23 protein-coding genes and 1 pseudogene are annotated in these 26,071 nt (G+C 57.7%); 13 read left to right on the forward strand and 11 right to left on the reverse strand.

Annotated features, from left to right (window positions below; translation table 11 throughout):
- Positions 1 to 2 precede the first annotated feature (2 nt).
- From G6L01_RS06865 to G6L01_RS06875, 3 genes are all read right to left on the reverse strand, one after another.
- Complete coding sequence (locus tag G6L01_RS06865) at positions 3 to 353, reverse strand: hypothetical protein (RefSeq protein WP_070164724.1); 351 nt, start codon at positions 351 to 353, stop codon at positions 3 to 5.
- Positions 353 to 1,822, reverse strand: a complete 1,470-nt coding sequence (gene sufB / locus G6L01_RS06870; protein ID WP_070164725.1) for a Fe-S cluster assembly protein SufB — start codon at positions 1,820 to 1,822, stop codon at positions 353 to 355. Before sufB ends, G6L01_RS06865 begins: the two co-directional genes overlap by 1 nt.
- Positions 1,823 to 1,966: 144 nt before the next feature.
- Positions 1,967 to 3,130, reverse strand: coding sequence for a cysteine desulfurase family protein (locus G6L01_RS06875; RefSeq protein ID WP_070164726.1), 1,164 nt, complete (start codon positions 3,128 to 3,130; stop codon positions 1,967 to 1,969).
- A 295-nt stretch (positions 3,131 to 3,425) separates the two neighbouring features.
- Here G6L01_RS06875 and G6L01_RS06880 point away from each other — a divergent pair, with 295 nt between their 5' ends.
- From G6L01_RS06880 to G6L01_RS06895, 4 genes are all read left to right on the forward strand, one after another.
- Complete coding sequence (locus G6L01_RS06880) at positions 3,426 to 4,103, forward strand: alpha/beta hydrolase (protein WP_070164727.1); 678 nt, start codon at positions 3,426 to 3,428, stop codon at positions 4,101 to 4,103.
- A gap of 119 nt (positions 4,104 to 4,222) precedes the next feature.
- The gene (locus tag G6L01_RS06885) at positions 4,223 to 4,846 is read left to right on the forward strand and encodes a LysE family translocator (RefSeq protein WP_070164728.1); all 624 of its coding nucleotides are present in this window, start codon (positions 4,223 to 4,225) and stop codon (positions 4,844 to 4,846) included.
- Between the two features lie 141 nt (positions 4,847 to 4,987).
- Positions 4,988 to 6,562 carry a DEAD/DEAH box helicase gene (locus G6L01_RS06890; protein WP_070164729.1) on the forward strand — a complete coding sequence of 525 codons (1,575 nt, stop codon included), beginning with the start codon at positions 4,988 to 4,990 and terminating at the stop codon, positions 6,560 to 6,562.
- A 1-nt stretch (position 6,563) separates the two neighbouring features.
- On the forward strand, positions 6,564 to 6,968 hold the full coding sequence (locus G6L01_RS06895) for an NUDIX domain-containing protein (protein ID WP_070164730.1): 405 nt from the start codon (positions 6,564 to 6,566) through the stop codon (positions 6,966 to 6,968).
- Here the strand turns inward: G6L01_RS06895 and G6L01_RS06900 are convergent.
- Together G6L01_RS06900 and G6L01_RS06905 are read right to left on the reverse strand one after the other, a co-directional pair.
- Positions 6,927 to 7,304, reverse strand: coding sequence for a TfoX/Sxy family protein (locus tag G6L01_RS06900; RefSeq protein ID WP_070164731.1), 378 nt, complete (start codon positions 7,302 to 7,304; stop codon positions 6,927 to 6,929). The genes G6L01_RS06895 and G6L01_RS06900 overlap by 42 nt on opposite strands.
- A gap of 21 nt (positions 7,305 to 7,325) precedes the next feature.
- On the reverse strand, positions 7,326 to 7,778 hold the full coding sequence (locus G6L01_RS06905) for a flavin reductase family protein (protein ID WP_070165128.1): 453 nt from the start codon (positions 7,776 to 7,778) through the stop codon (positions 7,326 to 7,328).
- A gap of 202 nt (positions 7,779 to 7,980) precedes the next feature.
- Between G6L01_RS06905 and G6L01_RS06910 the strand changes: the two genes are divergently transcribed.
- The gene (locus G6L01_RS06910; protein ID WP_070164732.1) at positions 7,981 to 9,066 is read left to right on the forward strand and encodes a branched-chain amino acid ABC transporter substrate-binding protein; all 1,086 of its coding nucleotides are present in this window, start codon (positions 7,981 to 7,983) and stop codon (positions 9,064 to 9,066) included.
- A 6-nt stretch (positions 9,067 to 9,072) separates the two neighbouring features.
- On the opposite strand, the gene G6L01_RS06915 is transcribed toward G6L01_RS06910, so the two are convergent.
- Complete coding sequence (locus tag G6L01_RS06915; RefSeq protein ID WP_070164733.1) at positions 9,073 to 9,834, reverse strand: SDR family NAD(P)-dependent oxidoreductase; 762 nt, start codon at positions 9,832 to 9,834, stop codon at positions 9,073 to 9,075.
- Between the two features lie 193 nt (positions 9,835 to 10,027).
- On the opposite strand from G6L01_RS06915, the gene rpe reads away from it, so the two are divergent.
- The 4 genes from rpe to G6L01_RS06935 all read left to right on the forward strand — a co-directional run bounded on the left by rpe (position 10,028) and on the right by G6L01_RS06935 (position 13,925).
- Positions 10,028 to 10,705 carry a ribulose-phosphate 3-epimerase gene (gene rpe, locus G6L01_RS06920; protein WP_070164734.1) on the forward strand — a complete coding sequence of 226 codons (678 nt, stop codon included), beginning with the start codon at positions 10,028 to 10,030 and terminating at the stop codon, positions 10,703 to 10,705.
- Positions 10,702 to 11,436 (forward strand): DUF2259 domain-containing protein, encoded by a 735-nt coding sequence (locus G6L01_RS06925; RefSeq protein ID WP_081357319.1) that lies wholly within the window; start codon positions 10,702 to 10,704, stop codon positions 11,434 to 11,436. Before rpe ends, G6L01_RS06925 begins: the two co-directional genes overlap by 4 nt.
- Positions 11,437 to 11,524: 88 nt before the next feature.
- Positions 11,525 to 12,826, forward strand: coding sequence for an adenylosuccinate lyase (purB, locus tag G6L01_RS06930; RefSeq protein ID WP_070164736.1), 1,302 nt, complete (start codon positions 11,525 to 11,527; stop codon positions 12,824 to 12,826).
- Positions 12,827 to 12,932: 106 nt separating this feature from the next.
- Positions 12,933 to 13,925, forward strand: a complete 993-nt coding sequence (locus G6L01_RS06935) for an Lnb N-terminal periplasmic domain-containing protein (RefSeq protein WP_070164737.1) — start codon at positions 12,933 to 12,935, stop codon at positions 13,923 to 13,925.
- Between the two features lie 15 nt (positions 13,926 to 13,940).
- Here the strand turns inward: G6L01_RS06935 and G6L01_RS06940 are convergent, their stop codons facing one another.
- On the reverse strand, positions 13,941 to 14,540 hold the full coding sequence (locus tag G6L01_RS06940; protein ID WP_070164738.1) for an HD domain-containing protein: 600 nt from the start codon (positions 14,538 to 14,540) through the stop codon (positions 13,941 to 13,943).
- Positions 14,541 to 14,625: 85 nt separating this feature from the next.
- Positions 14,626 to 16,461 carry a dihydroxy-acid dehydratase gene (ilvD, locus tag G6L01_RS06945; protein ID WP_071206376.1) on the reverse strand — a complete coding sequence of 612 codons (1,836 nt, stop codon included), beginning with the start codon at positions 16,459 to 16,461 and terminating at the stop codon, positions 14,626 to 14,628.
- A 258-nt stretch (positions 16,462 to 16,719) separates the two neighbouring features.
- Here ilvD and msrP point away from each other — a divergent pair, with 258 nt between their 5' ends.
- The 4 genes from msrP (at position 16,720) to G6L01_RS06965 (ending at position 22,157) form a co-directional block, all read left to right on the forward strand.
- Positions 16,720 to 17,667: a protein-methionine-sulfoxide reductase catalytic subunit MsrP gene (gene msrP, locus G6L01_RS06950; protein WP_015916141.1), complete on the forward strand. Its 948-nt coding sequence runs from the start codon at positions 16,720 to 16,722 to the stop codon at positions 17,665 to 17,667.
- Between the two features lie 2 nt (positions 17,668 to 17,669).
- A complete protein-coding gene (gene msrQ, locus G6L01_RS06955) occupies positions 17,670 to 18,317 on the forward strand; it encodes a protein-methionine-sulfoxide reductase heme-binding subunit MsrQ (protein WP_070164742.1) in 648 nt (215 codons plus the stop codon).
- Positions 18,318 to 18,438: 121 nt separating this feature from the next.
- On the forward strand, positions 18,439 to 20,283 hold the full coding sequence (locus G6L01_RS06960; RefSeq protein WP_070164743.1) for an O-linked N-acetylglucosamine transferase, SPINDLY family protein: 1,845 nt from the start codon (positions 18,439 to 18,441) through the stop codon (positions 20,281 to 20,283).
- Positions 20,280 to 22,157: an O-linked N-acetylglucosamine transferase, SPINDLY family protein gene (locus G6L01_RS06965; protein ID WP_070164744.1), complete on the forward strand. Its 1,878-nt coding sequence runs from the start codon at positions 20,280 to 20,282 to the stop codon at positions 22,155 to 22,157. The genes G6L01_RS06960 and G6L01_RS06965 overlap by 4 nt, the downstream gene beginning before the upstream one ends.
- Here G6L01_RS06965 and G6L01_RS06970 read toward each other — a convergent pair.
- The 3 genes and pseudogenes from G6L01_RS06970 to G6L01_RS06980 form a co-directional block, all read right to left on the reverse strand.
- Positions 22,142 to 23,767, reverse strand: coding sequence for a glycoside hydrolase family 43 protein (locus G6L01_RS06970; protein WP_070164745.1), 1,626 nt, complete (start codon positions 23,765 to 23,767; stop codon positions 22,142 to 22,144). The two genes, G6L01_RS06965 and G6L01_RS06970, sit on opposite strands and share 16 nt — an antisense overlap.
- Before the next feature lie 57 nt (positions 23,768 to 23,824).
- Positions 23,825 to 24,855 (reverse strand): annotated as a pseudogene (gene mgrA, locus G6L01_RS06975) (L-glyceraldehyde 3-phosphate reductase).
- A gap of 56 nt (positions 24,856 to 24,911) precedes the next feature.
- The gene (locus G6L01_RS06980) at positions 24,912 to 26,045 is read right to left on the reverse strand and encodes a Gfo/Idh/MocA family protein (RefSeq protein WP_174089202.1); all 1,134 of its coding nucleotides are present in this window, start codon (positions 26,043 to 26,045) and stop codon (positions 24,912 to 24,914) included.
- Positions 26,046 to 26,071 lie beyond the last annotated feature (26 nt).

Genomic DNA, 26,071 nt, shown 5'->3' on the forward strand with positions numbered 1-26,071 from the left:
TCTCAAGGCGCGAAGCTCTGCGTCACGACAATATTTCCGACGATATGCCGGTTAAATTCTTCCAGTTCTTCGGCAGGAACCCATAGTTCCTCATATTCTCGACCACCAACGACCCGCTTTTCGAATTTCGATACATAGGTGGAGTCGACTTCAAATTTCGTGACAAAGCCACGCCGGGAGCCAACATTGGTGTTCCAATCCCGCGCAATCTGCGCGGCATAATCTTCATTCGTCACCGGATAAAATATCGGCTGATCTGGCAGACGGGGTGGAAAAGTTTTCCAGCCACTCTCCTCAATCAGCTTCAATTCTTCCAGTCCGACCGGACGAAAAAGTACGATCGTCCGGCTCATCACCCCACGCTACCCTCAAGTGAAATCCCGATCAGCTTCTGCGCTTCAACCGCAAATTCCATCGGCAATTCCTGGATGACTTCGCGCACGAAACCATTGACGATCAGGGCGATGGCGGCTTCCTGGGGAATGCCGCGTTGCAGGCAGTAGAACAGCTGATCTTCCGAGATTTTCGAGGTTGTTGCCTCATGCTCGAACTGAGCCGAAGAGTTCTTCGCCTCGATATAGGGCACGGTATGCGCCCCGCATTTGTCGCCGATCAGCAGGCTGTCGCACTGGGTAAAGTTACGGGCATTTTCCGCCTTGCGATGCGCAGAAACTTGGCCGCGATAGGTATTGCTGGAAAAGCCCGCCGAAATGCCCTTGGAGATGATGCGGCTCGACGTGTTCTTGCCGAGATGGATCATCTTGGTGCCGCTATCGACCTGCTGATAACCGTTGGAAACGGCAATCGAGTAGAATTCGCCGCGGCTGTCATCGCCCCGCAGAATGCAGGACGGATATTTCCAGGTGATCGCCGATCCGGTTTCGACCTGCGTCCACGAAATTTTCGACCGCGCACCCCGGCAATCGCCACGCTTGGTGACGAAATTATAGATGCCGCCCTTGCCGTTCTTGTCGCCCGGATACCAGTTCTGGACGGTGGAATATTTAATCTCGGCATCGTCAAGCGCCACAAGCTCAACCACAGCAGCGTGCAGCTGGTTTTCATCGCGCTGCGGAGCTGTGCAGCCTTCCAGATAGGAGACGTAAGCGGCTTCTTCGGCAATGATCAGCGTGCGCTCAAACTGGCCGGTGTTTTTCTCGTTGATGCGGAAGTAGGTGGACAATTCCATCGGGCAACGAACGCCCTTGGGAATGAACACGAACGAGCCATCCGTAAACACAGCCGAATTCAGCGTTGCGTAATAATTGTCGGTAACCGGCACGACTGTGCCGAGATATTTCTTCACCAGATCAGGATATTCGCGCACGGCTTCTGAAATCGACATGAAGATCACGCCGGCTTTCATCAATTCAGCCTTGAACGTGGTGACGACCGAGACCGAATCGAACACCGCATCGACAGCGATTTTCGAGGTCTGGACACCTGCCAGAATTTCCTGCTCACGAAGCGGAATGCCCAGCTTTTCATAGACCTTCAAAAGCTCAGGATCGACATCGTCGATCGAGGTCGGGCCAGCCGTGCTTTTCGGCGCGGCATAGTAATAAATGTCGTTGAAGTCGATCTTCGGATAGTGGACGCGCGCCCACTCTGGCTCTTCCATCGTCAGCCAGCGCTGGTAAGCATCCAGACGCCATTGCAGCATCCAGTCCGGCTCGTTCTTCTTTGCGGAAATGAAACGGACGATGTCTTCCGACAAGCCCTTCGGGGCCTTGTCGACTTCGATCATAGTTTCAAAACCATACTTGTACTGATCGACGTCGATCTGGCGGACCTGATCGATCGTTTCTTGTACGGCAGCCATTAGCGTTCTCCAATCTCGCCGGGTCCAAGGTCCGGCAGCTTGTCAACGTTTCAGCGGGGGATCCGCTCTCATATAGGGAATGGAGATGAGTTTTCACCCCCAAACCTGGGTTTATTCCGCCTTTTCAGGCACTCTTTTAGCGTCTCATGCCGCGTGACCGGCAAGCTGGCGCCGCCCGGCAATCTTGCCGAATATCGAGACGACCCGCTCGATATCCTCAGCCGTGGTGGCGGGACCGAGCGACAGCCGCAAGCCGCCAATGCCGGCATCCAGCCCCATGGCGGTCAAAACATGGCTCTGTCCAACCTTGCCGGATGAACAGGCCGCTCCGGCAGACAGCGCCACCCCTTCCAGATCAAAGGCGATCTGCCCGGTTTCCGCTTTCAGACCCGGCAGCGTGAAGAAACTCGTATTGCCAATACGTGTCTCACCCGCGCCGTGGATCACCAGATCGGGTGCGATGCTGCGCATGCCTGTTTCCAAAGCATCTCGCAAGGCCGCAATCTGTAAATTGCGCTTTATCAAGTCTTTTGTAGCATGGTCCGCAGCAGCGCCGAAGCCCGCAATTGCGGCAGGGTTCTCCGTGCCGCCGCGATGGCCCTTTTCCTGCCCGCCACCGCGCACCAGCGGTTCCGGCATCAGCGCCTCGCCACGGGCCACCACGGCGCCAGCCCCTTTGGGGCCACCAAGCTTGTGGGCCGATAGAATCAGGAAATCTGCATCCAGGGCCGCAATATCAACCGGGATACGCCCGACCGCCTGGACCGCATCCACAAGCAGCAATCCGCCCCTGGCGTGAACCAGTTGCCCCACCGCTTCGATCGGCTGGATAACCCCGGTTTCATTATTTGCCAGCATGACGGCGACCAGCGGCATGCCCTGATCGGCAGGATGGTCGGCCAGCGCCCGTTCCAGGGCATCGAGATCGATCACGCCCTGCCGGGTCACCGGGATTTCGGTCACACAGTCAGGCGAAAACCGTCCGCCTTGCCGTACGGCAGGATGTTCGATGGCCGAGACATAGGCTCGTCCGACGGGCAGCAGTGAACGGCCCATTCTATAGCGTGGCGACAGGACAAAATTTGCCGCTTCCGTTGCCGTTGAGGTGAAAATGACATTGGCGGGCGCGGCTCCGACAAGTTCCGCCACCTGGCGGCGCGCCTTTTCAACCAGGGCGCGGGTAGCCCGCCCTTCGGCGTGAACAGAGGACGGATTGCCCGGCATGGCCAAAGCAGCCAGCATCGCATCGCGCGCTTCATTCAGAAGCGGTGCGGTGGCATTCCAGTCCATGTAGATGCGTTCAGCCATGTTTTCTCTGATATGTTCCGCTTTGTCGTGCCGCGATCTTGAGCCGGAAGGCGCAAAACCTGCGTATTGTCTTAGATCATGCCCTGTTTTCGGAGAAAATCATGCATCTGCCATAGAAGATGCATTTTTCTTGAAATTTTCACCCCGACTGTCCTATGACACATTCAATAACACAGCGACCCATAATTTCGAATGGTTCTAAACTGGGTTTTAGAAAAGCTGAGTGCCCCCGTCAAGTCATCTTCTGACGGGTAAGGGCGCGTAGGCAAAAAAACACGCCAAGACCGGAGTATCCATGCCCGAAGTCATTTTCAACGGACCCGCAGGACGTCTAGAGGGCCGCTACCAGCCCTCCAAGGAAAAGAGCGCCCCGATTGCGATCATCCTGCATCCGCATCCGCAATTTGGCGGCACGATGAACAACCAGATCGTCTATCAGTTGTTCTACATGTTCCAGAAGCGCGGTTTTACCACCTTGCGCTTCAACTTCCGCAGCATTGGCCGCAGCCAGGGTGAATTCGACCACGGCGCCGGCGAATTGTCCGATGCGGCCTCGGCGCTCGACTGGGTGCAGGGCCTGCATCCCGATTCGAAAAGCTGTTGGGTTGCCGGCTATTCCTTCGGCTCATGGATCGGCATGCAACTGTTGATGCGGCGCCCGGAAATCGAAGGTTTTATCTCGGTTGCGCCGCAGCCAAATACCTATGATTTCTCCTTCCTCGCCCCCTGCCCTTCGTCCGGTCTGATCATCCATGGCGACTCCGACAAGGTTGCTCCGGAAAAGGACGTTCAGGGCTTGGTGGACAAACTGAAGACCCAGAAGGGCATTCTGATCACCCAGAAGACCTTGCCCGGCGCCAATCACTTCTTCAACGGCCAGGTCGAAACGCTGATGGCTGAATGCGAAGATTATCTGGATCGCCGCCTGGAAGGCGAATTGGTACCGGAACCGGCTGCCAAGCGGCTGCGCTGATTAGCCCATATTTCTTTTTGCAAATAAAAACGCCGGTTGTTTCAACCGGCGTTTTTTATGGCATAGTCTGCCTGTCAAAATCGGCCTCCTGAAGCGCTGGGAATGAAAAGGGGATTGCCATGGATCTGCATTCAATGCTCACCTTTGCGCTGGCCTTTCTGGTGTTTGCCGCCAGTCCCGGTCCCGATAATGTGACGATCATGGCCCGCACTCTTTCCCATGGACCTGCGTCGGGCCTCGCCTATGGCCTTGGGACAGTTACCGGCATCTTGATTTATTTGACGCTTGCGTTTTTCGGCCTGTCCATGCTGGCGCAGGACATGGGCTGGCTGATGGAGCTTTTGCGCTACGGCGGTGCGGTCTATCTTATCTGGATGGGTGTCCGCCTCTGGATGGCAAAGCCGGTCCTGCCGCAGATGGTGCCGATGGAGCGCCGTGGGGCGCTGTTTCCCGTGTACCTGACAGGTTTCGCGCTCAATCTCGGCAATCCGAAAATGCCACTTTTCTATCTGGCCCTGCTGCCGAATTTCGTACCCGTATCCTTCAATGCGTCGGCGCTGATCGATATTATCGCGATCATTCTTGCGGTCGAGACCGTGGTGATCGGCGGCCATGTTTTTCTGGCGGGACGGGCCAGACGCCTCTTGAAAACACCCCGCAGCGTGGCGCTGATCAACCGCACGACCGGAGGTTTTCTGGGCGCTGCCGGGCTGGCTATCCTCGCATCTGGCCGCGGAAATTGAAGTTTCGTTAAGCTTTATGGCGCAGCGAAGGGCCTATTCCTTGACTTTGAGGCGTTTTCGGCCTATCCCGCGCTGGCGTTAACGCCTGTTCGCGGGCGATTCATCTTGAGTTCGCAAGAACGGAACGGAAAACATTTCCCTTTGACCACATTCGCTGACCTTGGCCTGAGCCAAAAAGTTCTTTCCGCTGTAACTGATGCCGGCTACACCGTGCCGACACCGATCCAGGCTGGCGCCATTCCGCCGGCCCTGATGCGCCGCGACATTTGCGGCATTGCCCAGACGGGCACAGGCAAGACGGCGTCCTTCGTACTGCCGATGCTGACATTGCTCGAAAAAGGTCGCGCCCGTGCCCGCATGCCGCGCACGCTGATTATGGAGCCGACGCGCGAACTTGCTGCCCAGGTGGCCGAGAATTTCGAAAAATACGGCAAGAATCACAAGCTCAACATTGCCCTGCTGATCGGCGGCGTTTCGTTCGATGAACAGGACCGCAAGCTGGAACGTGGCGCCGATGTGCTGATCTGCACGCCTGGCCGCCTGCTGGACCATTGCGAGCGCGGCAAGCTGCTGATGACCGGCGTGGAAATTCTCGTCATCGACGAAGCCGACCGCATGCTGGACATGGGCTTCATTCCCGATATCGAGCGTATCGCCAAGCTCATTCCCTTTACCCGTCAAACGCTGTTCTTCTCGGCCACGATGCCGCCGGAAATCCAGAAGCTGGCTGACAAGTTCCTGCAAAATCCGGAACGGATCGAGGTGGCTCCGCCATCTTCCACCGCTAAGACCGTGACGCAGCGGCTGGTGGCCTGCCAGAACAAGGATTATGAAAAGCGCTCTACCCTGCGCGACATCATCCGCGCCCAGGATGACCTGAAGAACGCCATCATCTTCTGCAATCGCAAGAAGGATGTGGCTGACCTGTTCCGTTCGCTGGAGCGGCATGGTTTCTCGGTCGGTGCCCTGCATGGCGACATGGACCAGCGCTCGCGCACAAATATGCTCGCTGGCTTCAAGGACAATCAGATTACCCTTCTGGTCGCTTCCGACGTTGCAGCCCGTGGCCTTGATATTCCCGATGTCAGCCATGTGTTCAATTTCGACGTGCCGATCCATGCGGAAGACTATGTCCATCGCATCGGCCGTACCGGTCGCGCTGGTCGCTCAGGCCGCGCCTTCACGCTGGTGACAAAGTCCGACGCGAAATATCTCGACGCGATTGAAAAACTGATCGGTGAAAAGCCTGAATGGCTGGACGGCGACGTCGCCTCTCTGCCGCCCATGGCTGAAGGTGATCGTGATGAGCGCCGTGGCCGTGGTGGCAAGGGTGCTCGTGACAAGAGCGGTAGTGACAGAAGCGGTAGTGAACGTGGCCGTGGCCGGGAACGCTCCAGAGACGGTGCGCGTGACGGTGATCGTGAGCATCGCAGCAGTCACAAGCCTGACACGACAGAAGAGCAGATTAGCACCGAAGCGGCTGTAGAAGTCGTCGCAACCAAGGTGGATAGCGTGAAGCAAGAGCGCAAGACAGACAGACGGCCTAGCCAGGGCAACCGCGATTATCGCAATAATCAGGCGCCCAACCCGGCCAATGACGACCAGCGCGAACGCCGCCGCCAGCATTACCGCGACCATGATGACGGCCCGACTCCTGTTGGCTTCGGCGATGATATTCCGGCTTTCATGCTGATCGTTGCCAGCGCAAAAGCCTGACATGCTGCCCGGATTAGATTTTCCGGGTGTCGGCGTCGGACTTGCCATCCTAAGAGATGGCAAGCTTCTGCTCTATAAGCGAATGCGTCCACCCGAAGCCGGTTTCTGGAACATTGTTGGCGGCAAGGTCGATGTGCTCGAGCCTGCTGAACAAGCGGCCAAACGTGAAGCCGAGGAAGAGACCGGGTTGGCTATCGGCTCCGTAGAATTTGTCAGCGTGAGCGAACAAATTATCGCAGCTGATCGTCAGCACTGGATCTCTCTTCTCTATAAGACCAGCGACATTTCCGGCGAAGCGAGCTTGACCGAACCCGATAAGCTTTCGGACTTCGGTTGGTTCGCCCTCGATGACTTGCCTCAGCCTTTATCGGCCTTCACCAAGGTCATTCTTCCTTTTCTTCGCTGACTTTTTCGGTGTTTCAGGCTTTTGAGCGCGAACTGCGGCCTCATAGGCAAGCCGCGCCCAGCGCGCCATTTCGTCGGGATCGTCGAACGCGTCTTCCGGCACAGACCAATAGGGCATGGCGACTGGCTTCTTGCCCGGTCGCTGATAGACCCATTGCCGGGCACCGGCGGCGGCAAACTCTGGTGCCGTCTGTATGTCTGCTTTCAGCATGATCTCGTCGAAGAGATACAGCGCGAAAATTACGCCGTGGTGATAGATACCCTTGCCACCAAACATCCGCCGGATACTAACCGGACCCAGTGATTGAAACATCTCTTCAATGTCGGCATTGTCCATGATTTGGGTCCATGATCTCGCCTATTCGACGGTGTGGAAACCTCTTTGCAGGTAAAGAAGCGTTGCAGCCTTTTCACCAAGCTTAAGCCCCACCACTTCGCCAAACAGAACTGTGTGCGTGGCGGTGATTTTCCTGTCGACGACCCGGCAATCATAGGCGGCGATGGCGCCGGTTAGCAGCGGTGCACCGGTAACCATCTGCTCCCAGGTACCAAGCGCGAAGCGCTCTTCGCTCGACAGCTTGCCGAAACCGGCGAAAGCTCCAGCCAGGTCCTGATGATGAGCGGCGAGCGTGTTCAGGGCAAAACAGTCGCTTTCGAAGAACGGCTTGTTGCTTTCATTCTGATTGTTGATGCAGGCCAGCACCATCGGCGGCTGATCGGAAACCGAGCAGGCGGCAGTGATGGTCGTGCCTCTGGCAACGCCTTGAAATTCGGTGGTGACGATCTGCACATGGCCTGCGTAGCGGCTCATCGCTTCACGATAGTCCAAAGGATCGATAGCCACGCCTGCACTCCTGCCAATTTGCCTGTTAAGAATGGCTATAGAACAAGATATGCAAAACTGTGAAGCAGTTTTACCAAACCATCACGCTCCGGCAGCATCTTGGCGCGGCGACCGAGACATTTTCATTCCCTTGCCGTTGCGATATCGCTAAGGTCACTGAAAATTCATAATGATCCGGATTGAAATGATATTACGCGTTTTTTCACTGCTTTTCGGCATGGGCTATGCATTCGTAGCGCCGGGTGCGTTTGCGCTTACCATCGGCCTGGTTGCCCCTCAGGGCGGGCCTTATGCTGTTCTTGGTCAGCAGATTCGAGCGGGGGCAGAAGCTGCGGTAAAGCAAAGCGGCGATACGCTGACGCTGATTGACGAGCCATGCGCCACGGGAACCGGCCCGGAGATTGCCGACAAGCTTGTGGCGGCAAAGGTCGATGCGGCGATCGGATTTCTGTGCAGTGAAAGCCTGGATGGTTTGCTGGCCAAGCTTGGCCCGGCCGGTATTCCGGCTGTGACGCTTTCGGTGCGCTGGCCCACCGTTATGGAAGATGCCTTGAAGAACCAATGGCCACTCTTTCGTCTGGCGCCCAGCACCAAAGCGGAAAGTGAAAAGCTGGTGGATGTGATCGTCAGCCAATGGGCCGGAACGGCCTTCGCGCTTCTCGATGATGGCACGATCCGCAGCCGTGAACTGGTGGAAGCCATCCGCGTGTCGCTGGAGCAGCGCGGCATGAAACCGGTTTTCACCGATACCTACCGCCCGACCCAGGAGCAACAGATTGCCCTGGTGCGGCGCTTGAAGAAGACGGGCGCGACCGATGTCTTCATCGGCGGTGACCGCAGCGATGTCTCAATCATCGCCCGCGATGCCAAGGCCGAGAATATTCCTCTGACGCTGATGGGTGGCGAGGCAATGAGGGCGGTGGACAGGCCCGTTCCGCTGCAAGATGGCGTACTGGCCGTGATAACGCCTGATTATGCCAGAATGCCGAGCGCACAGAAGGCGGTTGACGCGCTACGAACACAGGGCAGCGCTGCGGATGGCTATGCCCTGCCCGCTTTTGCCAGCATCCAGTTTCTGCATGCCGCGGCGGCATTGAACGAACCGTCGTTAGCTGAGGCCATCAGCAAGACCAAGGCTGAGACCGTCATCGGCTCGCTGTCCTTTACCGACGGCCACGAACTCAGCGACAATCCGTTTCAATTGCAGGAATGGCGTGACGGTAGTTTTCAGCCGCCGCGCCCGCTCAGCGAATAGCGTTACCTATTCGTAAGGCCAGACTGGCCGCGTAAACAACCCGCCGTCGACCCAGAGCGTCTGCCCGGTGACGAAGCCTGCCGCCTCACTGGCAAGATAGAGTACGGGGCCAGCAATATCCTGCGGTGTCCCCACCCGGCGCAGCGGCGTGACCTTGCCCCAGACTTCGCCATAATCAGGCGCTTCCTCATAGGTTCGTTCCGTGGCAATGGCACCAGGGGCAACGCAATTCACCCGGATACCATGCGGCCCCAATTCCACGGCGGCTACCTTGGTGAATTGCTCAACCCCGCCCTTGGAAGCGGTGTAATCAACCAGGTTCGGGAAGGCGAGCTTGTTGCAGCCCGAGCCGATATTGACGATGGCGCCACCGTTTCCAGCCGCCACCATCCGGCTTGCCGCCGCCTTGGTATTGAGAAATGTGCCGGTCAGATTGGTGCGGATCACCCGGTTCCAGTCTTTTTCAGAGAGATCGAGCAGGCTGGACCAGGTCTGCACACCGGCATTGTTGACGAGGACCGCCGGGCTTGTCTTGGCCCAGGTGCAGGCCTGATTGAAGAACTGCTCGACGGCGTCTCCGTCTCCGACATCGGCGGAAAGCGCCAGCACGTTGCGGCCCTGTTGCTCCATCAGGGATACCAGGCTTTTGGCCGGTGCATCGTCGCCGAGATAGCTGAAGGCCACCGTATCGCCCAGACCGGCAAAAGCCTGGACCAGTTGGCGCCCTATGCCCGTGCTGCCGCCGGTGATGATCACAAACCTGCCCATATTTCCTCCCATAGGTCATGTCCAAGCATTCATAGCCTCGCTGTCGCACCTGTCCAAGGCCGTATCGTGACCGCCCGCAAAGCGGCTGTAAAATCAACCGACTTTCGCAGTCCGGATCACAGGAAAGGTTGTCGCGCCAATGAGGGAATGCTATGAGCGGCACGACATCCGCTATATCGAAAGAATGAGATAAATGACACCTCCGCTGCTGATCGCCCCTTCGATCCTCGCCGCCAATTTTTCCCGGCTGGGGGCTGAAGTTGCCGATGTGGTGGAGGCGGGCGCCGACTGGATTCATCTTGATGTCATGGACGGCCATTTCGTGCCGAATATCTCTTTTGGCCCGGCGGTTATCAAGGCATTGCGGCCCCATACCAAAGCGGTATTCGACTGCCACCTGATGATTGCCCCTGCCGATCCGTTCCTTGCCGCCTTTGCCGATGCAGGATGTGATTACATCACTGTCCATGCTGAAGCCGGGCCGCATCTGCATCGCTCCCTGCAAACCATTCGCGCCCTCGGCAAGAAAGCTGGCGTGTCGATCAATCCGGCCACACCGGTTTCCACGCTGGAAAACGTCATTGACGATGTCGATCTGATCCTGATCATGAGTGTCAATCCCGGTTTTGGCGGGCAAAGCTTCATTCCGGCTGCGGCGGACAAGATCGCCCAGGCGCGGGCGCTGATTGGCGACAGGCCGATTGCGCTGGAAGTGGATGGCGGCATTACCGTGGAAACGGCGCCGATTGCCACAAAGGCCGGTGCCAATGTGCTGGTGGCAGGATCTGCCATCTACAAGGGCCAGGGTGTCGATGCCTATCGCGAAACGGTGACGGCATTGCGCCGTGCCGCTGAAGGAGGCCGGTCTTGAAACTCAATTGGCTTTCCGCAGCAATGGTTGCCGTGGGCAGCCTTGCCACTGCCCTGCCCGCTGCAGCAGGCGATATAGCCGCCGTTCGCCCCATCGGTTTTTCTGCCGACGGGTCTGTCTTTGCCTTCGAGGAATATGGCGTGCAGAGCGGCGTCAACACGCCCTACTCGAATATTTTTGCCATCGATCTCAACAACAATACTTTCCTGCCGGATACGCCGGTGCGCCTGCGCGGCGATGACGACAAGGCCAGCATGGCCGCGATCCGCAAGCAGAGCATGGATCAGGTGGCAAAAACCGTTCAGGACCGAGGCTTGCTGGACCATCCGGGCGAAGTGGTGGCCTTCAATCCCTTGAGCGAGATTGGCACCGATCCGCATGTTCTCAGCTACCGTGTTCACGCCTCCCAGCCAACGGTGGGTGAGCCAAATACACTGACGCTGGAAGAGCTGGACGAAGGCGCGCCTGCCGCCTGCAAGGACCAGGTACAGACCATCAAGGGCTTTCGCCTGAAGATGACGCAAATCAACGGTGCCAAGCAGGACAAGGTGGTCTATGAGGACGGCCATGTGCCCGCCAGCCGCCGCTGTCCGACCGGCTACAGGCTGGGTGGCGTCGTCACCTATCAGGTTCCCGGTGGCAATGTGGTGCAGATCGCCCTTGTGCTGGTCATGAACCCCTCTTCCGAAGGCTCCGACGGGCGCTGGCTCGCCGTGCCTATCAAGCCCTGACACCACCTTTCACGCCGTTGCCGTTGAGATCGGCTGCCATGTTTGCTATGGGGCGGCATAGGTTATTCATGCAAGAAAGATCAAGCCGATGATCCCGCGTTATTCCCGGCCAGAAATGGTCGCCATCTGGTCGCCCGAAACCAAATTCCGCATCTGGTTCGAGATCGAGGCCCATGCTTGCGACGCGCTGGCCGAGCTGGGTGTTATCCCGAAGGACGCCGCCAAAACCATCTGGGAAAAGGGCGGCGCTGCCGAGTTCAACGTGGCCCGCATCGACGAGATCGAAGCCGTCACCAAGCATGACGTGATTGCCTTCCTCACCCATCTGGCCGAATTCATCGGCCCCGACAGCCGGTTCGTGCATCAGGGCATGACCTCCTCGGATGTGCTGGACACCACCTTCAACATTCAGCTGGTCCGCGCCGCTGATCTGTTGCTGGCTGATATGGACCGGGTGCTGGCAGCCCTGAAAGCCCGCGCCTTTGAGCACAAGGATTCGGTACGCATTGGCCGCAGCCACGGCATCCACGCTGAACCCACCACTATGGGCCTGACCTTTGCTCGCTTCTATGCCGAAATGGAGCGCAACCGCGCCCGCCTCGTCAACGCCCGCGCTGAAATTGCCACGGGCGCCATCTCCGGCGCTGTCGGCACCTTCGCCAATATCGACCCCAGCGTCGAGGAACATGTCTGCGAAAAGCTCGGCCTCGTACCGGAGCCGGTCTCGACGCAGGTCATCCCGCGCGACCGTCATGCGATGTTCTTCGCCACTTTGGGCGTGATTGCCTCATCAATTGAAAACGTCGCCATCGAAATCCGCCACATGCAGCGCACCGAGGTGCTGGAAGCCGAAGAGTTCTTCTCTCCGGGCCAGAAAGGCTCATCGGCGATGCCGCACAAGCGCAACCCGGTGCTGACTGAAAACCTCACCGGCCTCGCCCGCCTCGTGCGCATGTCGGTTGTCCCCGCCATGGAAAACGTGGCGCTGTGGCACGAACGCGACATCAGCCATTCCAGCGTTGAGCGCGCCATCGGCCCCGACACCACGATCACGCTCGATTTCGCCCTGAACCGTTTGGCAGGCGTTGTCGAAAAGCTGGTGATTTACCCGGAAAACATGTTGAAAAACATGAACAAATTCCGCGGCCTCGTGATGAGCCAGCGCGTGTTGCTGGCGCTCACCCAAGCCGGCGTCTCCCGCGAAGACAGCTACCGCCTCGTACAGCGTAACGCCATGAAGGTCTGGGAACAGGGCAAGGACTTCCTGGAAGAACTGCTTGGAGATGCCGAGGTGCGGGCAGCGCTAAGCGAAGAGCAAATCCGTGAGAAGTTTGACCTTGGTTATCACACCAAGCATGTCGATACGATTTTCAAGCGGGTTTTTGGGTGAGATTTACCTTAACCGTGAAACGTTGCAAGCCGCCCGAAAGGGCGGCTTTATGCGTTATAGGTTCATCAGGATACACACGGTTGAAAATCGGGAGGAGAATTTCGGCATGAAATATCTATTGCGCATAGTGAGCGTTATTCTTCTCGTAATACTGGCTTTGATTGCTCTGATCGCCACGGTTTGGATCACCTTGGCTCTGTGGTATCGTATTCCGGGCCCCGATTTCGTTCGGGGCGCAGCCTCCAGCTTGTGGCTGATTTTTATCCTCGCCATCCTTTCCTTGGGTCGAAAATCGCCTCTTGCGTCAGTCGGGCTGTTTCTATTGAGCTTTGTCGTCGTCGGCATCTGGTGGCATTCGATCAAGCCGAGCCTTGATCGGGACTGGGCAACGGATGTGTCGAGGACTGTTACCGGGAGCGTTGAAAACAACATTGTGACGCTCCAGAATGTGCGCAACTTCAACTGGACAAGCGACACGGTTGCCGATGCCAAGTGGGAGACGCGGCAATATGATCTCAACAAGCTGAATGAAGCCGATATGGTCCTGTCCTATTGGGGCATGGATGCCATTGCCCATACGCTGATCAGTTTTGGATTTGAGGATGGTCAGCGCGTGGTGTTCTCGGTGGAAACGCGGCGAGAGAAGACCGAATCCTATTCATCGATTGCAGGCTTTTTTAAAACCTATGAGCTGGCTTTTCTCGCTGCCGATGAGCGGGATATTCTCTATCTTCGCACCAATATGCGCAAAGAAGACACCTATCTTTACCCGCTGGATATTCCCAAACAGGCGATGCGCGCCTTGTTTTTAAATTACGTGAATTCGGCAGATCAGCTTGCCAAACAGCCCAAATTCTACGACACAATCACCACCAATTGCACCACAGTGGTGTTTGATCTTGCCCGCCAGATTGAGCCAGGCATTCCAACGGATTACCGCGTTTTGCTGTCGGGCTACCTGCCCGGCTATCTGGCAGAGCATGGAGCATCAGTCTGGAAGCTGCCGGAGCCGGAATTGCGCGCCCGCGCCGCCATCAGCGCCAAAGCGCAGGCTGCGGGGAATTCACCGGCCGATTATTCCAACGTAATTAGGCAGTAAAATTGAGAAGGCAGGTCATTCGCGTGCTTTGCAATCAAAATGCGCGAGCACCAGCTCCTTTGCCTGTTCCCAGAGAATTGGTGATCCACCTTCAATGGCGGGGCCATAGCGCTCCATGACCTGCTGTTCCGAAACGCCGTTTTCGGCCCACGTCCCGCCATCGGTCAGCGTATTCAGAAGCAACGGCTGAAGGCGGTCCAGCGCTTTGGCAAAACGCGCATTGGGCGTTTTGCCTTCTTCAAACTCCAGCCAGAGGGCAAGCATCTCCTGCCCCTGAACATCGGGTAAAAGCCCAAAGATACGCTTGGCGGCGGAGAGTTCTTGCTCGGCCAAGGCTGCACGGTCTACCTGCTGATTGTGTATGGGGGCATCGCCTGCGTCGATTTCAACCACATCATGCAGTAACAGCAGTTTTACCACATGCAGAGGATCAACGCCCTCGGCGTGCTCGGAAAGCGTTAGGGCAAATAAGGCCAAGTGCCATGAATGTTCAGCGGAATTTTCACGCCGGGATTTGTTGATAAGCGGTGATTGGCGCACAATGGATTTGAGTTTGTCCAGCTCAATCAAGAAAGCAAGCTGTTGGCGAAGGACATCAAATTTTGTTTGCTGCATACATTACACTCTGCCGAGCAATGACCAAAAAGGGAAATAGCCCCGGCGCAAAACAAAATTTTGCGCCGGGGCTTCGGTCTAATCTTTACTCAGGCAATTTCCGCACAGCACCCAAGTCCGCAGACGTCGCAAACGCAGCATAGGCCTTCAGGGCTGTTGTCACCTTGCGCTTGCGGTGCTCCGCTGACTTCCAGCCAGCGGCGTCCTGTGAGACACGGCGGGCGGCGAGCTCGCCTTCGGACAGCATCAGCTCAATCGTGCGGTTCGGGATGTCGATGGCGATCGTGTCGCCGTTGCGCACCAGGCCGATGGTGCCGCCATTGGCGGCTTCTGGCGAGACGTGGCCGATGGACAGGCCCGATGTGCCGCCGGAGAAACGTCCGTCGGTGATCAAGGCGCAGGTCTTTCCGAGGCCCTTGGATTTCAGGTAGCTGGTCGGGTACAGCATTTCCTGCATGCCCGGGCCGCCCTTCGGTCCTTCATAGCGGATGACCACGACATCGCCTGCCACGACCTCATTGCTGAGAATGGCTTTTACCGCCGAATCCTGGCTTTCATAGACCTTGGCCGGACCGGTGAATTTCAGGATGCTTTCATCGACACCAGCAGTTTTGACGATGCAGCCATCCAAGGCGATATTGCCCTTCAACACGGCCAGGCCGCCATCCTTGGAGAATGGCTTTTCAACCGAGCGAATCACGCCATTTTCGCGGTCCATGTCCAGCTCATCCCAGCGAGACGACTGCGAAAACGCCACCTGCGTCGGTACACCGCCGGGAGCCGCGCGGAAGAACTCGCGCACACTCTCGGAAGTGGTGCGGGTAATGTCCCAGCGGTCGATGGCATCGCCCAGTGTTGGCGCGTGCACGGTCGGGCAATCGCGGTTGATCAAGCCACCGCGATCCAGCTCGCCAAGAATGCGCATGATGCCGCCAGCGCGGTGTACGTCTTCCATATGCACGTCCTGCTTGGCCGGGGCCACCTTGGACAGGCACGGCACGCGGCGCGACAGCTGGTCAATGTCGTCAAGATTGAAATCAATCTCACCCTCATAGGCGGCAGCCAGAATATGCAACACAGTGTTGGTGGAGCCACCCATGGCAATGTCCAGCGCCATGGCGTTTTCAAACGCCTGCTTGGAGGCGATGTTACGCGGCAGCACGTTTTCATCGTCCTGCTCATAGTAGCGGCGGGTAATGTCAACGATCAGATGACCCGCCTCGACAAACAACCGCTTGCGGTCCGAATGCGTCGCAAGCGTCGAACCATTGCCGGGCAAGGACAGGCCGAGTGCTTCGGTCAGACAGTTCATGGAATTGGCGGTGAACATGCCAGAGCAGGACCCGCATGTCGGACAGGCCGAGCGCTCGATGGTGGCGACGTCCTCATCGGAAATCTTGTCGTCCGCAGCGGCAACCATGGCATCCACCAGATCAAGCGCCACCTTCTTGCCATGCATAACGACTTTGCCCGCTTCCATCGGTCCACCGGAAACGAACACGGTCGGGATGTTGAGGCGCAACGAGGCCATCAGCATGCCGGGGGTGATCTTGTCACAGTTGGAAATGCAGACCATGGCATCGGCGCAATGGGCATTGACCATATATTCAACGCTATCGGCGATGATTTCGCGTGATGGCAGCGAATAGAGCATGCCATCATGGCCCATGGCGATGCCGTCATCGACAGCGATGGTGTTGAATTCCTTGGCAACGCCGCCAGCCGCTTCGATTTCGCGGGCGACCAGTTGGCCGAGATCCTTGAGATGCACATGGCCAGGCACGAATTGCGTGAAGGAGTTGACGACGGCAATGATCGGCTTGCCGAAATCGCCATCCTTCATGCCGGTGGCGCGCCAAAGGCCGCGTGCGCCTGCCATGTTGCGGCCATGGGTCGTGGTTCTTGAGCGATAGGCTGGCATGGATGTCACCTCGATACTATTTTATTGCGCCGGAAACGCGCCGAATTTTCCAATTTATCTACGGCAGTCGGGCCTTTGTGTCACTATCAGCATGGTCGAAAACGGTACGCTCGCGGCTGGGGGAAAGAACGACATGGTCGCGGCGCACAACAATGTGAAGTCAACAACCAATCAAATCGGTCTGTCATCGTAACTTTTTCGATCTATTTGCCGTATTGAATCGTAGACCAATCATAATCGACAGGGAGCAAGATGAACATGGCCGCGTTTCGCCCACCGCATATTCCGGCATCCGAGATTACACCGCAGAGCATCTACCTGTCACGCCGCAGCCTGATCGGTGGTGCGGCGGGAACCTTGGCGCTGGCGGCGGCTGGTGATGTGCTGGCCGCGCCCCTTACCGCCAAGCCGTCTGATTACAAGGTGGATGACAAGCTGACGCCGAAAAAAGACGTCACCACCTATAATAATTTCTACGAATTCGGCACGGATAAGTCCGATCCCGCCGCCAATTCCGGTAAATTCAAGCCAACCCCCTGGACGGTGGAGGTTGGCGGCCTGGTTTCCAAGCCGCAGAAGATCGCCATTGAGGACATCATGAAGTCCTTCACCATGGAAGAGCGGATCTACCGGATGCGCTGCGTCGAGGCTTGGTCCATGGTCATTCCCTGGGATGGGTTTCCGCTGTCGGCTTTGCTTGACCGGGTTGAGCCACTGGCCAGCGCCAAGTATGTCGCCTTTGAAACCGTGGTGCGGCCGGAAGAAATGCCGGGCCAGAGCGGCTTTTTCCAATCGATCAACTGGCCCTATGTCGATGGCCTGCGACTGGATGAAGCGCGTCATCCACTGACCATCCTTGCCACCGGTCTTTACGGCGAAACGCTGCCAAACCAGAATGGCGCGCCTTTGCGGCTGGTCGTGCCGTGGAAATACGGCTTCAAGGGTATCAAATCCATCGTCAAGATCACGCTCACAGAAAAGCAGCCGCCCTGCACCTGGAACATTTTGGCCGCCAATGAATATGGCTTCTATGCCAATGTGAACCCCAAGGTCGATCACCCCCGCTGGAGCCAGGCGACAGAGCGGCGCATCGGTGAAGGTGGCGGCCTGTTTGGCGGCTCCCGCAAGGATACCCTGCCCTTCAACGGTTATGGTGAACAGGTTGCCAGCCTTTACGCTGGCATGGACCTGACCAAGAATTTCTGATCATGGCCTCTTTCAGTCTCTCCGCACGGCAAAAATCGCTCTCCATCTGGGCGCTGTATGCGTTTGGCCTCATGCCCGGCCTTTACGCCTTCTATCTCGGCATTTTCGGCGATCTCGGTGCCGATCCGGTGCGCGAATTCGAGCATCGCCTCGGGCTCTGGGCCTTGCGGTTCCTCTGTCTGGGGCTGGCGATAACGCCGCTGCGCGATCTGGCAAAATACAATTTCATCGCCTATCGCCGGGCGCTGGGCCTTTTGGTGTTCTACTATGTGCTGGCCCATTTTGCCGTCTATCTGACGCTGGATAGAGGGCTGATTCTCTCGTCCATTCTCGGGGACATCCTGAAGCGGCCCTATATCATGCTGGGTATGCTGGGGCTCATCCTGCTTATTCCGCTGGCCCTGACCTCCAATCGCTGGTCTATCCGCAAGTTTGGCAGTCGTTGGAACACGCTGCATAAGGCGAGCTATATCATTCTTGCCGCTGGGCTTTTGCATTTCGTCCTGTCGCGCAAGTCCTTCACGCTGGAGCCCGCAATCTATACCGGCATCGTTATCCTGTTGCTTGGTTACCGGCTGGTGCGTCCAAGACTGATGGCGGCGAAGCGGAAAAAGGCGGCGCTGGCCAAGGCGGCACCCCGAACCGCTTAAGGTTTAGGCTCAGGCAAGCCAGACTTCCTAGGGTTTCCCGAGAAGACAAACGGAAACGTGAATGTCTGGAGTCTGGTGGGTTTACTTTGAACCTGCCTGACTCTTGCATCGGTTTTCGGCCATGCAGGGAGACCAGAATACCGTGTTGAATGTTGCCGACCCCCTCCAAGAGGCGAAACGCCTTTATGACAGTGGCCAGTATCAGGCGGCATTGGAGGCGGTCTCCGGCCTGGTTGCCAGCCAGCCTGGCCCCGATGCGCCCGGCCTGCTTGGGGACATCCTGCTGAAACTGGGTTCGGTGGAGGGGGCGGTCGAAGCTTTCGAATTTGCCGCAAGCCGCATGCCTGAACCGGAAGGATCGCGGCTGCGCGCCCATGCGGCATTTCTGGCGATAGATACAGAGACGACTTATCCGCCTGAGCGCATGAACGCTCTGCTTTCCACCTTGGTCGCCAGCGACCGACCGGAGCATTGGCAAAAGGCCGGTGAAATTCTCTCGGCAGACAGCCGCAATCCGCTGACGTTGACCGTGTTGCAGAAACTGCGTCACCTTAGACCGCACGACGATAACGTGCTGATGCTGCTGCTGCGGGTGGCGCGGGAGCAATGCCATTATCCGGTTCTGTTGGAAGAAGAGCCGCTGCTACGGGAAAAATTGGCACGTGGCGAGATGGCGTGCCTCACCCAGGAGCCACCCCATGCCAGCCTGATGTGGGAAGACGATGAACGGCTGAACCGTCTGGCCTCGATGATCAGCGGCTTCCCGCCCGTCACTCCGGCCATGCAGGCCTTGCGGCATCGTCAGCCGCATGTCTGGGGCGAAAAGATCCGCATTGGCTATCTGAGTTGCGATTATTGGGACGATCACGCCACCATGCGGCTGCTGCGCTCGGTGCTGACGGCTCATGATGCCTCGCGTTTCGATGTCACGCTGTTTTGCTACACGCCCGACCAGTTTCTGGCCTATGACAATGGCGGGCGTCAGCAATGGGGCCGGATCGTTTCGATCACCGATATGAGTGATGACCAGGCTGCGGCCAGGGTTCGGGCGCATAATATCGATATTCTTGTCGATCTGAAGGGCCATACGCGCGGCAGTCGCTCCGCCCTGATGAACAGGCCGCTGGCACCGGTGCATGTTCAATGGCTCGGCTTTCCCGGCACGTGTATCGAGATCGATTGCGATTACGCGATTGGCGACCGGTTCGTGTTGCCCGACAGTTCAAAGCCTTACTACCATGAGAAATTCTGCCGCCTGCCGGAATGCTACCAGCCGAACGACCCAATCTATCGTCCGCTGCCCGATGCCCCCAGCCGCATGGCGCTTGGCTTGCCGGCTGACCGCGTGGTGATCGGCGCCTTCAACAGCCAACGCAAGAACTCGCTGCTTACCATGCGGCTTTGGTCCGAGGTGCTCAAGGCCAATCCCAAGGCATTGCTCTGGCTGATGATTGACGGCAATGGTGCGCGTCAGGCAACCGCTGCCCATTTCAAGACGCTGGGCGTCAAGCAATCGCAATTGCTGTTTGCGCCGAAAATGGCCTATGCGGCGCATCTGGCCCGGGCGCAGGCGGCGGATTTCGCCATCGACACGTTCCCCTGCAATGGTCACACGACGACATCCGACATGCTGTGGGCCGGGTTGCCTGTGCTAACCATGCAAGGCCGTAATTTTGCGTCCCGCGTGTCGGAAAGCCTGCTGAACGCTATCGGCTTGCCGCAACTGGTGGCAAAGGACGAACGGGATTTTGTGGCGATGGCAACCGCGCTCATCAACGACCCGGAAAAGCTGCGCGCCCTGAAACACCATTTGGTCGACCAACGTTTCAAGACGCCGTTGTTTGATGCAACGCGCTTTTGCCGCCATCTGGAGACGGCGTATGACATGATGGCGGAACGCGCCAAAGCGGGATTGCCACCAGACCATTTCGATGTTCCCCAGACAAAAGAAAGCCACATGTCATGACGGTTCTGGTGGATGAGATGGGTTCGCAAGTCTCGGATCTCGACCTGCGGATTCTTGCGGCCAGAACTCTGGAATCGGCAGGCAACATCCTTGAAGCCGCACAAGCCTTCGCCGATCTCGCAGAGAGTGCCGCATCGTTTGATCCCTCCACTCAGGCCGGCTTTCTTGGCCATGCGGCGCGTCTCTATCTGGCTTCCATGCAGCAGGAGACGGCCGTCGCTCTTGCCTTGAACAGCCTGGCACTTGGCCCGGCGACGGTGGACGCTGCCTATGTGGTGTTGAAATCCGGAACTGTTCCACTGTCCCACGCGGCAAAAGACGCCTTGATCGCCACGCTGGGGACAAGCACTGATATTGATGATCTGGTGCTTGCCGCCCTGTCTGTCGGCAATGACATCCATCATCCGCTCTGCCTGCCGATTTATAAAAGGCTGCGGCAATTGCGTCCGGACCTGCCGAAAGTGCGCATGGCGCTGGTGCAGATTGCCCGGATGCAATGCAATTACGACATCCTGACAGCAGAGGAGGCTCTGCTGCATCGCGATATTGCGGCTGGCAGAGTCGATTTTCTCGCCATGGAATCACCCCATGCCAATCTGATGTGGCTGGCGGATGAGCGCCTGAACAGACACGCCCGCTATTATACGACGATGACCCAGGTGATGACAGCGGCCTCACAGACGACACGGCGCAGTCTGCCGCATGTCTGGGGCAAAAAGCTGCGGATAGGCTATCTTTCCGGCGATTTCTGGGACAATCACGCCACGATGCGTTTGCTGCGCAGCGTGCTGACCAGCCATGATGCCAGCCGTTTCGAGATCTTCCTATTTTGCCATACGCCTCGCAACCTCGTCGATATCGACACGGGCAGCCGTCAGCTATGGGGCGCGATCACCTCGATTGCCGATCAGACCGACGATGAGGCAGAAGCGACAATCCGTGCCATGAAGATCGACATCATGGTCGATCTGAAAGGCCATACACGCGACAGCCGCTCCGGGCTGATGAACAGGCCTCTTGCACCGGTTCATGTCGCGTGGCTCGGCTTTCCCGGCAGTTGTTGCGATGTCGATTGCGATTACGTCATTGGCGATCATGTCGTACTACCTGATAGTGCCAAGCCTCATTATCATGAGAAATTCTGCCGACTGCCGGAGAGCTATCAGCCGAACGATCCGGTTCATCGCCCCTTGCCGCCCGCCTCGTCCCGCATGGCGCTCGGCCTGCCCGCGGACAGAGTGGTGATCGGTGCCTTCAATAGCCAGTCGAAAAACACGCCGGAAACCTTGCGGCTCTGGGCGCGCATCCTCAAGGCCAATCCAAAGGCTCTGCTCTGGATGATGGTCGATGGCCATAGCGCTCGCCAATCCACCGCCGCCTTCTTCAAATCGCTTGGTGTCAAGCAGTCGCAACTGCTGTTTGCCCCGAAAATGTTGTATGAAAACCATATCGCCCGCGCCCAGGCTGCTGATTTTGCCATCGATAGTTTTCCCTATAACGGCCACACGACCACCTCGGATATGCTGTGGGCGGGCCTGCCTGTCATAACCAAGCGGGGAACGAATTTCGCGTCTCGCGTCTCGGAAAGCCTGTTGAAAGCCATCGGTCTCGATGAGCTGGTGGCGCGAGACGAAGACGATTTCGTCGAGCTTGCCACGGCATTGATCAATGATCCCGCCAGGATTGCTCGATTGAAGGCGCATATCGCCGAACAACGGTTCATAGCGCCCTTGTTCGATGCGACGCGGTTTTGCCGCCATCTGGAGGCGGCTTATGACACCATGGCAAACTGCGCCAAGGCAGGCCTTGCACCGGCTCATTTCGATGTCGTAGCCCTGCCGCGTGATGGTGCCAGTTTTCAGCGCGCCTCGTAGAGGAAACCGGAGAAATCGGCCAGTCTCGCCTGCCCCGTCAGATCGAAGGCGAACAGGCCGGTAAAGGCGCCGGTGAAGGAGGCGTCGAAGCCGCGTCCGCCCTCATCGGAAATGACGCCTGCGTCGAGGATTGGGCCGACCGATTGCCATGCCCCCTCTGAACCATCAAGGCTTGCGACCGCTGGACGCCAGAGGAATTGCAGATCGTTATCCGTGACCTCCATCGCCAGATCAATGTCGCCATCCGGCAGAGCCAATCCGGCTTCGATAGGAAAGACCAGCTTGCCGCCCGGATAGTCACCGGGGCAGGACAGGATGGTCAGCGCCCGGCCCAGCGTCTCGTGCCAGGTCACAGTCAGGGCGTAAAACTTGTAGCGGTTATAGTAATGGGTCAGGCCCGCCGCCTGTTGATAGGTTTGCGCCGCAAACGTGATACGGGTCTGCGCCCGGAAGCTATGGTGTTGCTGACGACGGGCGACAAGCGCTTGCTCGAACCAACTGCCAATGCTTTGCCGACCATAAAGCCGCAGAAAGCTGGGCCGCGCCGAGAGGCTGAAAATCCGCTCCGGCTCTGGCGTCCGCAACCATTGAAAATCCATCGGCAGGCCGGATGGATCGAAACGGTACTCTGTAATCGCGGGCTTTTCCAAACGCTCTGCCGGTAAAGGCGGCTTCACGTAGACCGCAGGCACCTGACCGCCCTGCTCCAGATAGAGCCAATCATCCTTCCAGACGCATTTTTGCAAGGATGTTTCACGCCCCAGCGTGCAACGGCGATAGGGTGCCAGCGGACGTCCGCATAAATGGGTGTGATAGGCCTGTCCGTCGGGCGTTTCCACATATTGCCCGTGGCCAGCCTTTTGCAACTCTGCCTTGGAATCGTCTTTGGAGGTGATCAGATGCCGGTCAGGGTGGGTCTCATAAGGGCCTTCAATGTTACGCGACCGCGCCATGGTGACCGCATGGTCATAGCCTGTGCCACCTTCGGCAACCGTCAGGTAGTACCAGCCATTGCGTTTGAACAGATGCGGCCCCTCGACCAGTCCAAGCTCGGTTCCGGGATAGATATTGCGCACCGGGCCTGTCAGCGTTTTTGCCACCGAGTCCCATTCCTGCAACAGGATGCCGTCAAAGGCCGGATGCGGGCCGATGGTGTTAAAAGCCTCAACTCGATGGTTCCATTGCATGTTGACGAACCATTTGCGGCCATCGTCATCGTGAAACAGCGAGGGGTCAAAGCCTGACGCATTGACATAAACAGGATCAGACCATTCGCCCTCGATACTTGGCGAGGTCACGATGTAATTGGGGGCATCCTTGAAGCTACCGTCGAGGCGCTTTACATCGGTATAGACCAGCCAGAACAGCCCATCGGCATAGGAGAGGCACGGCGCCCAGATGCCGCAGCTATCGGGATTGCCGCGCATGTCCAGCTGGCTTTGGCGTTCCAGCGGGCGGCGGATCAATGTCCAGTTGACCAGATCGCGGGAATGGTGGATCTGCACGCCCGGATACCATTCGAAGGTCGAGGTGGCGATATAATAATCCTCCCCCACCCGGCAGATGGACGGGTCCGGGTTGAAGCCCGGCAGGATTGGGTTGATGATCATGTTTTCTCCTCCACGAGAAACCCTCCTCGCCGTTGCCAGCAAGGAGGATTGGTCCGATCAATCGCGTTCAGCGGATTTCGCCCAGAGATTGATTCGGCTTCCTTGGCATAGACGTTGATCTCGGCCAGTTCCGCCTCGGTAAAATCAGGCGTGTCCAGTGCCTTGACGCAATCGTCGATTTGCGAAACCCGGCTGGCGCCGATCAGGGCAGAGGTCACGCGACCACCGCGCAGCACCCAGGCAATCGCCATCTGCGCCAGCGTCTGGCCGCGCTTTTCGGCAATGGTGTTCAGCTTGCGGATATTGTCGATGATTTCAGGGCGGATGAACTCGCGCTTCAAAAAGTGGTTCTGCGCTGCGCGGCTATCCTCAGGAATACCCTGAAGATATTTGGTGGTCAGCATGCCTTGCGCCAGCGGCGAAAACACGATGGAGCCCATGCCGACATCCTCAAGCGTATCGAGCAATTCGTCCTCTTCCACCCAGCGATTGAGCATGGAATAGCTCGGCTGGTGGATCAGCAGCGGCGTGCCGAGGCCCTTCATAATCTTGACCGCTTCGCGGGTTCGCTGTGAATTATAGGAGGAAATCCCGACATAGAGCGCCCGGCCCGAACGGACGATATGATCAAGCGCGCCGCAGGTTTCTTCCAGCGGTGTGTCAGGGTCGAAACGGTGGGAATAGAAGATATCCACATAGTCCAGACCCATGCGCTTCAGGCTCTGGTCGCAGGATGAGATCAGATATTTGCGGCTACCCCATTCGCCGTAAGGGCCGGGCCACATATTATATCCGGCCTTGGACGAGACGATCAGCTCGTCACGAAGCCCATGAAAATCCGTCTTGAGGATTTCGCCAAAGGCCAGTTCGGCAGCGCCCGGCAGAGGGCCGTAATTGTTGGCAAGATCGAAATGGGTGATGCCAAGATCAAAGGCGCGGCGGCACATATCTCGCTTCAACTGATGCGGCGTGTCATCGCCAAAATTATGCCAGAGACCAAGCGAGATCGCCGGCAATTTAAGCCCGCTCTTGCCGCAACGATTATAGGTCATCCGCTCATAGCGGTTTTCAGCCGGTTGCCAGGTCATGATATGCTCCTTGAAATGGGCGACGGCATTACGCCGCCGCCCTTGTCTGTTCAGCCTTACCGAAGCAAGGCCCTTGCCTCTTCTACGCCAAGAGCCGCCGGTTGGGTACAGGTGGTGGAGAGCGAGACGAATTCGCCCGTCTCACCCGATTTCAGAATGGCCGTCATCACATCGACCCCATGCAAAACCCGGTCCAGCGAGCAACGCGCATCGCGGCCCTCAATGATCGCCAAGGCCATGTCGGCAAGCCCCGCCGTGCGGTAATTGGCGCGCGGTCCCTGCGCACTTTCCTGGTTGTTGATGCCGAACGGATGGTCCCAGTCCTCCAGCGGCTTGACCTCCTTATTACGGCCCGTGGCTTCCACCGCGCCACCGAAGAAATTTGGGTCCGGCACGAACAACGAACCTTCCGTACCGTAAAGCTCCATATTGGCATGGCGATGGCACCAGACGTCCCAACTGGCTGATAGGGTGATGGTCGCGCCATTGACGAATTCCAGCAGGGCATGGATGTTGGTTGGTGTCTTGACCGGGATCACCTCACCATTGCGCGGCTCGCTGGTAATGGTGCGGGTCTCGTTGGCCATCGAGGTTAAGGCCCCAACCCGCTTCACCGGGCCGATCAGGTTGATCAGGTTGGCAATGTAATAAGGCCCGAGATCAAGGATCGGACCGCCGCCCGGCAGGAAGAAGAAATCCGGGTTCGGGTGCCACATTTCCATGCCTGGGCCCATCACATGGCAGGTGCCCGATGTGACACGGCCAATACCACCTTCATCGATATGCTTGCGTGCCAACTGATGCGCGCCACCCAGAAAAGTATCCGGGGCGCAACCGACCGAGAGACCCTTTTCCTTTGCGATCCGCCGCAGGCTCTCACCTTCCTCCGGGCTGAGCACCAGCGGCTTTTCCGAATAGACATGTTTGCCCGCTTCGAGGATCTGTTTGGAGACAGCATAATGCACCGCCGGAATGGTGAGGTTGACCACCACATCCACATCCGGATTGGCCAGTAGCTCTTCCACCGTCTGGGCCTTGACGCCGAATTCCTCGGCGCGCAGCTCTGCGGCATTCATGTTGATATCGGCGCAGGCCACCACTGTGATGCCCTTGAACAGCGGGGCAAGGGTGAAATAGGCCGAGGAAATATTGCCGCATCCGATGATGCCGACATTAAGTTCACGTGTCATCTTAGGTTGTCCTGACAAGTATATGA

It is taken from the genome of Agrobacterium vitis (assembly GCF_013337045.2).
In the GTDB taxonomy this organism is placed as follows: domain Bacteria; phylum Pseudomonadota; class Alphaproteobacteria; order Rhizobiales; family Rhizobiaceae; genus Allorhizobium; species Allorhizobium vitis_B.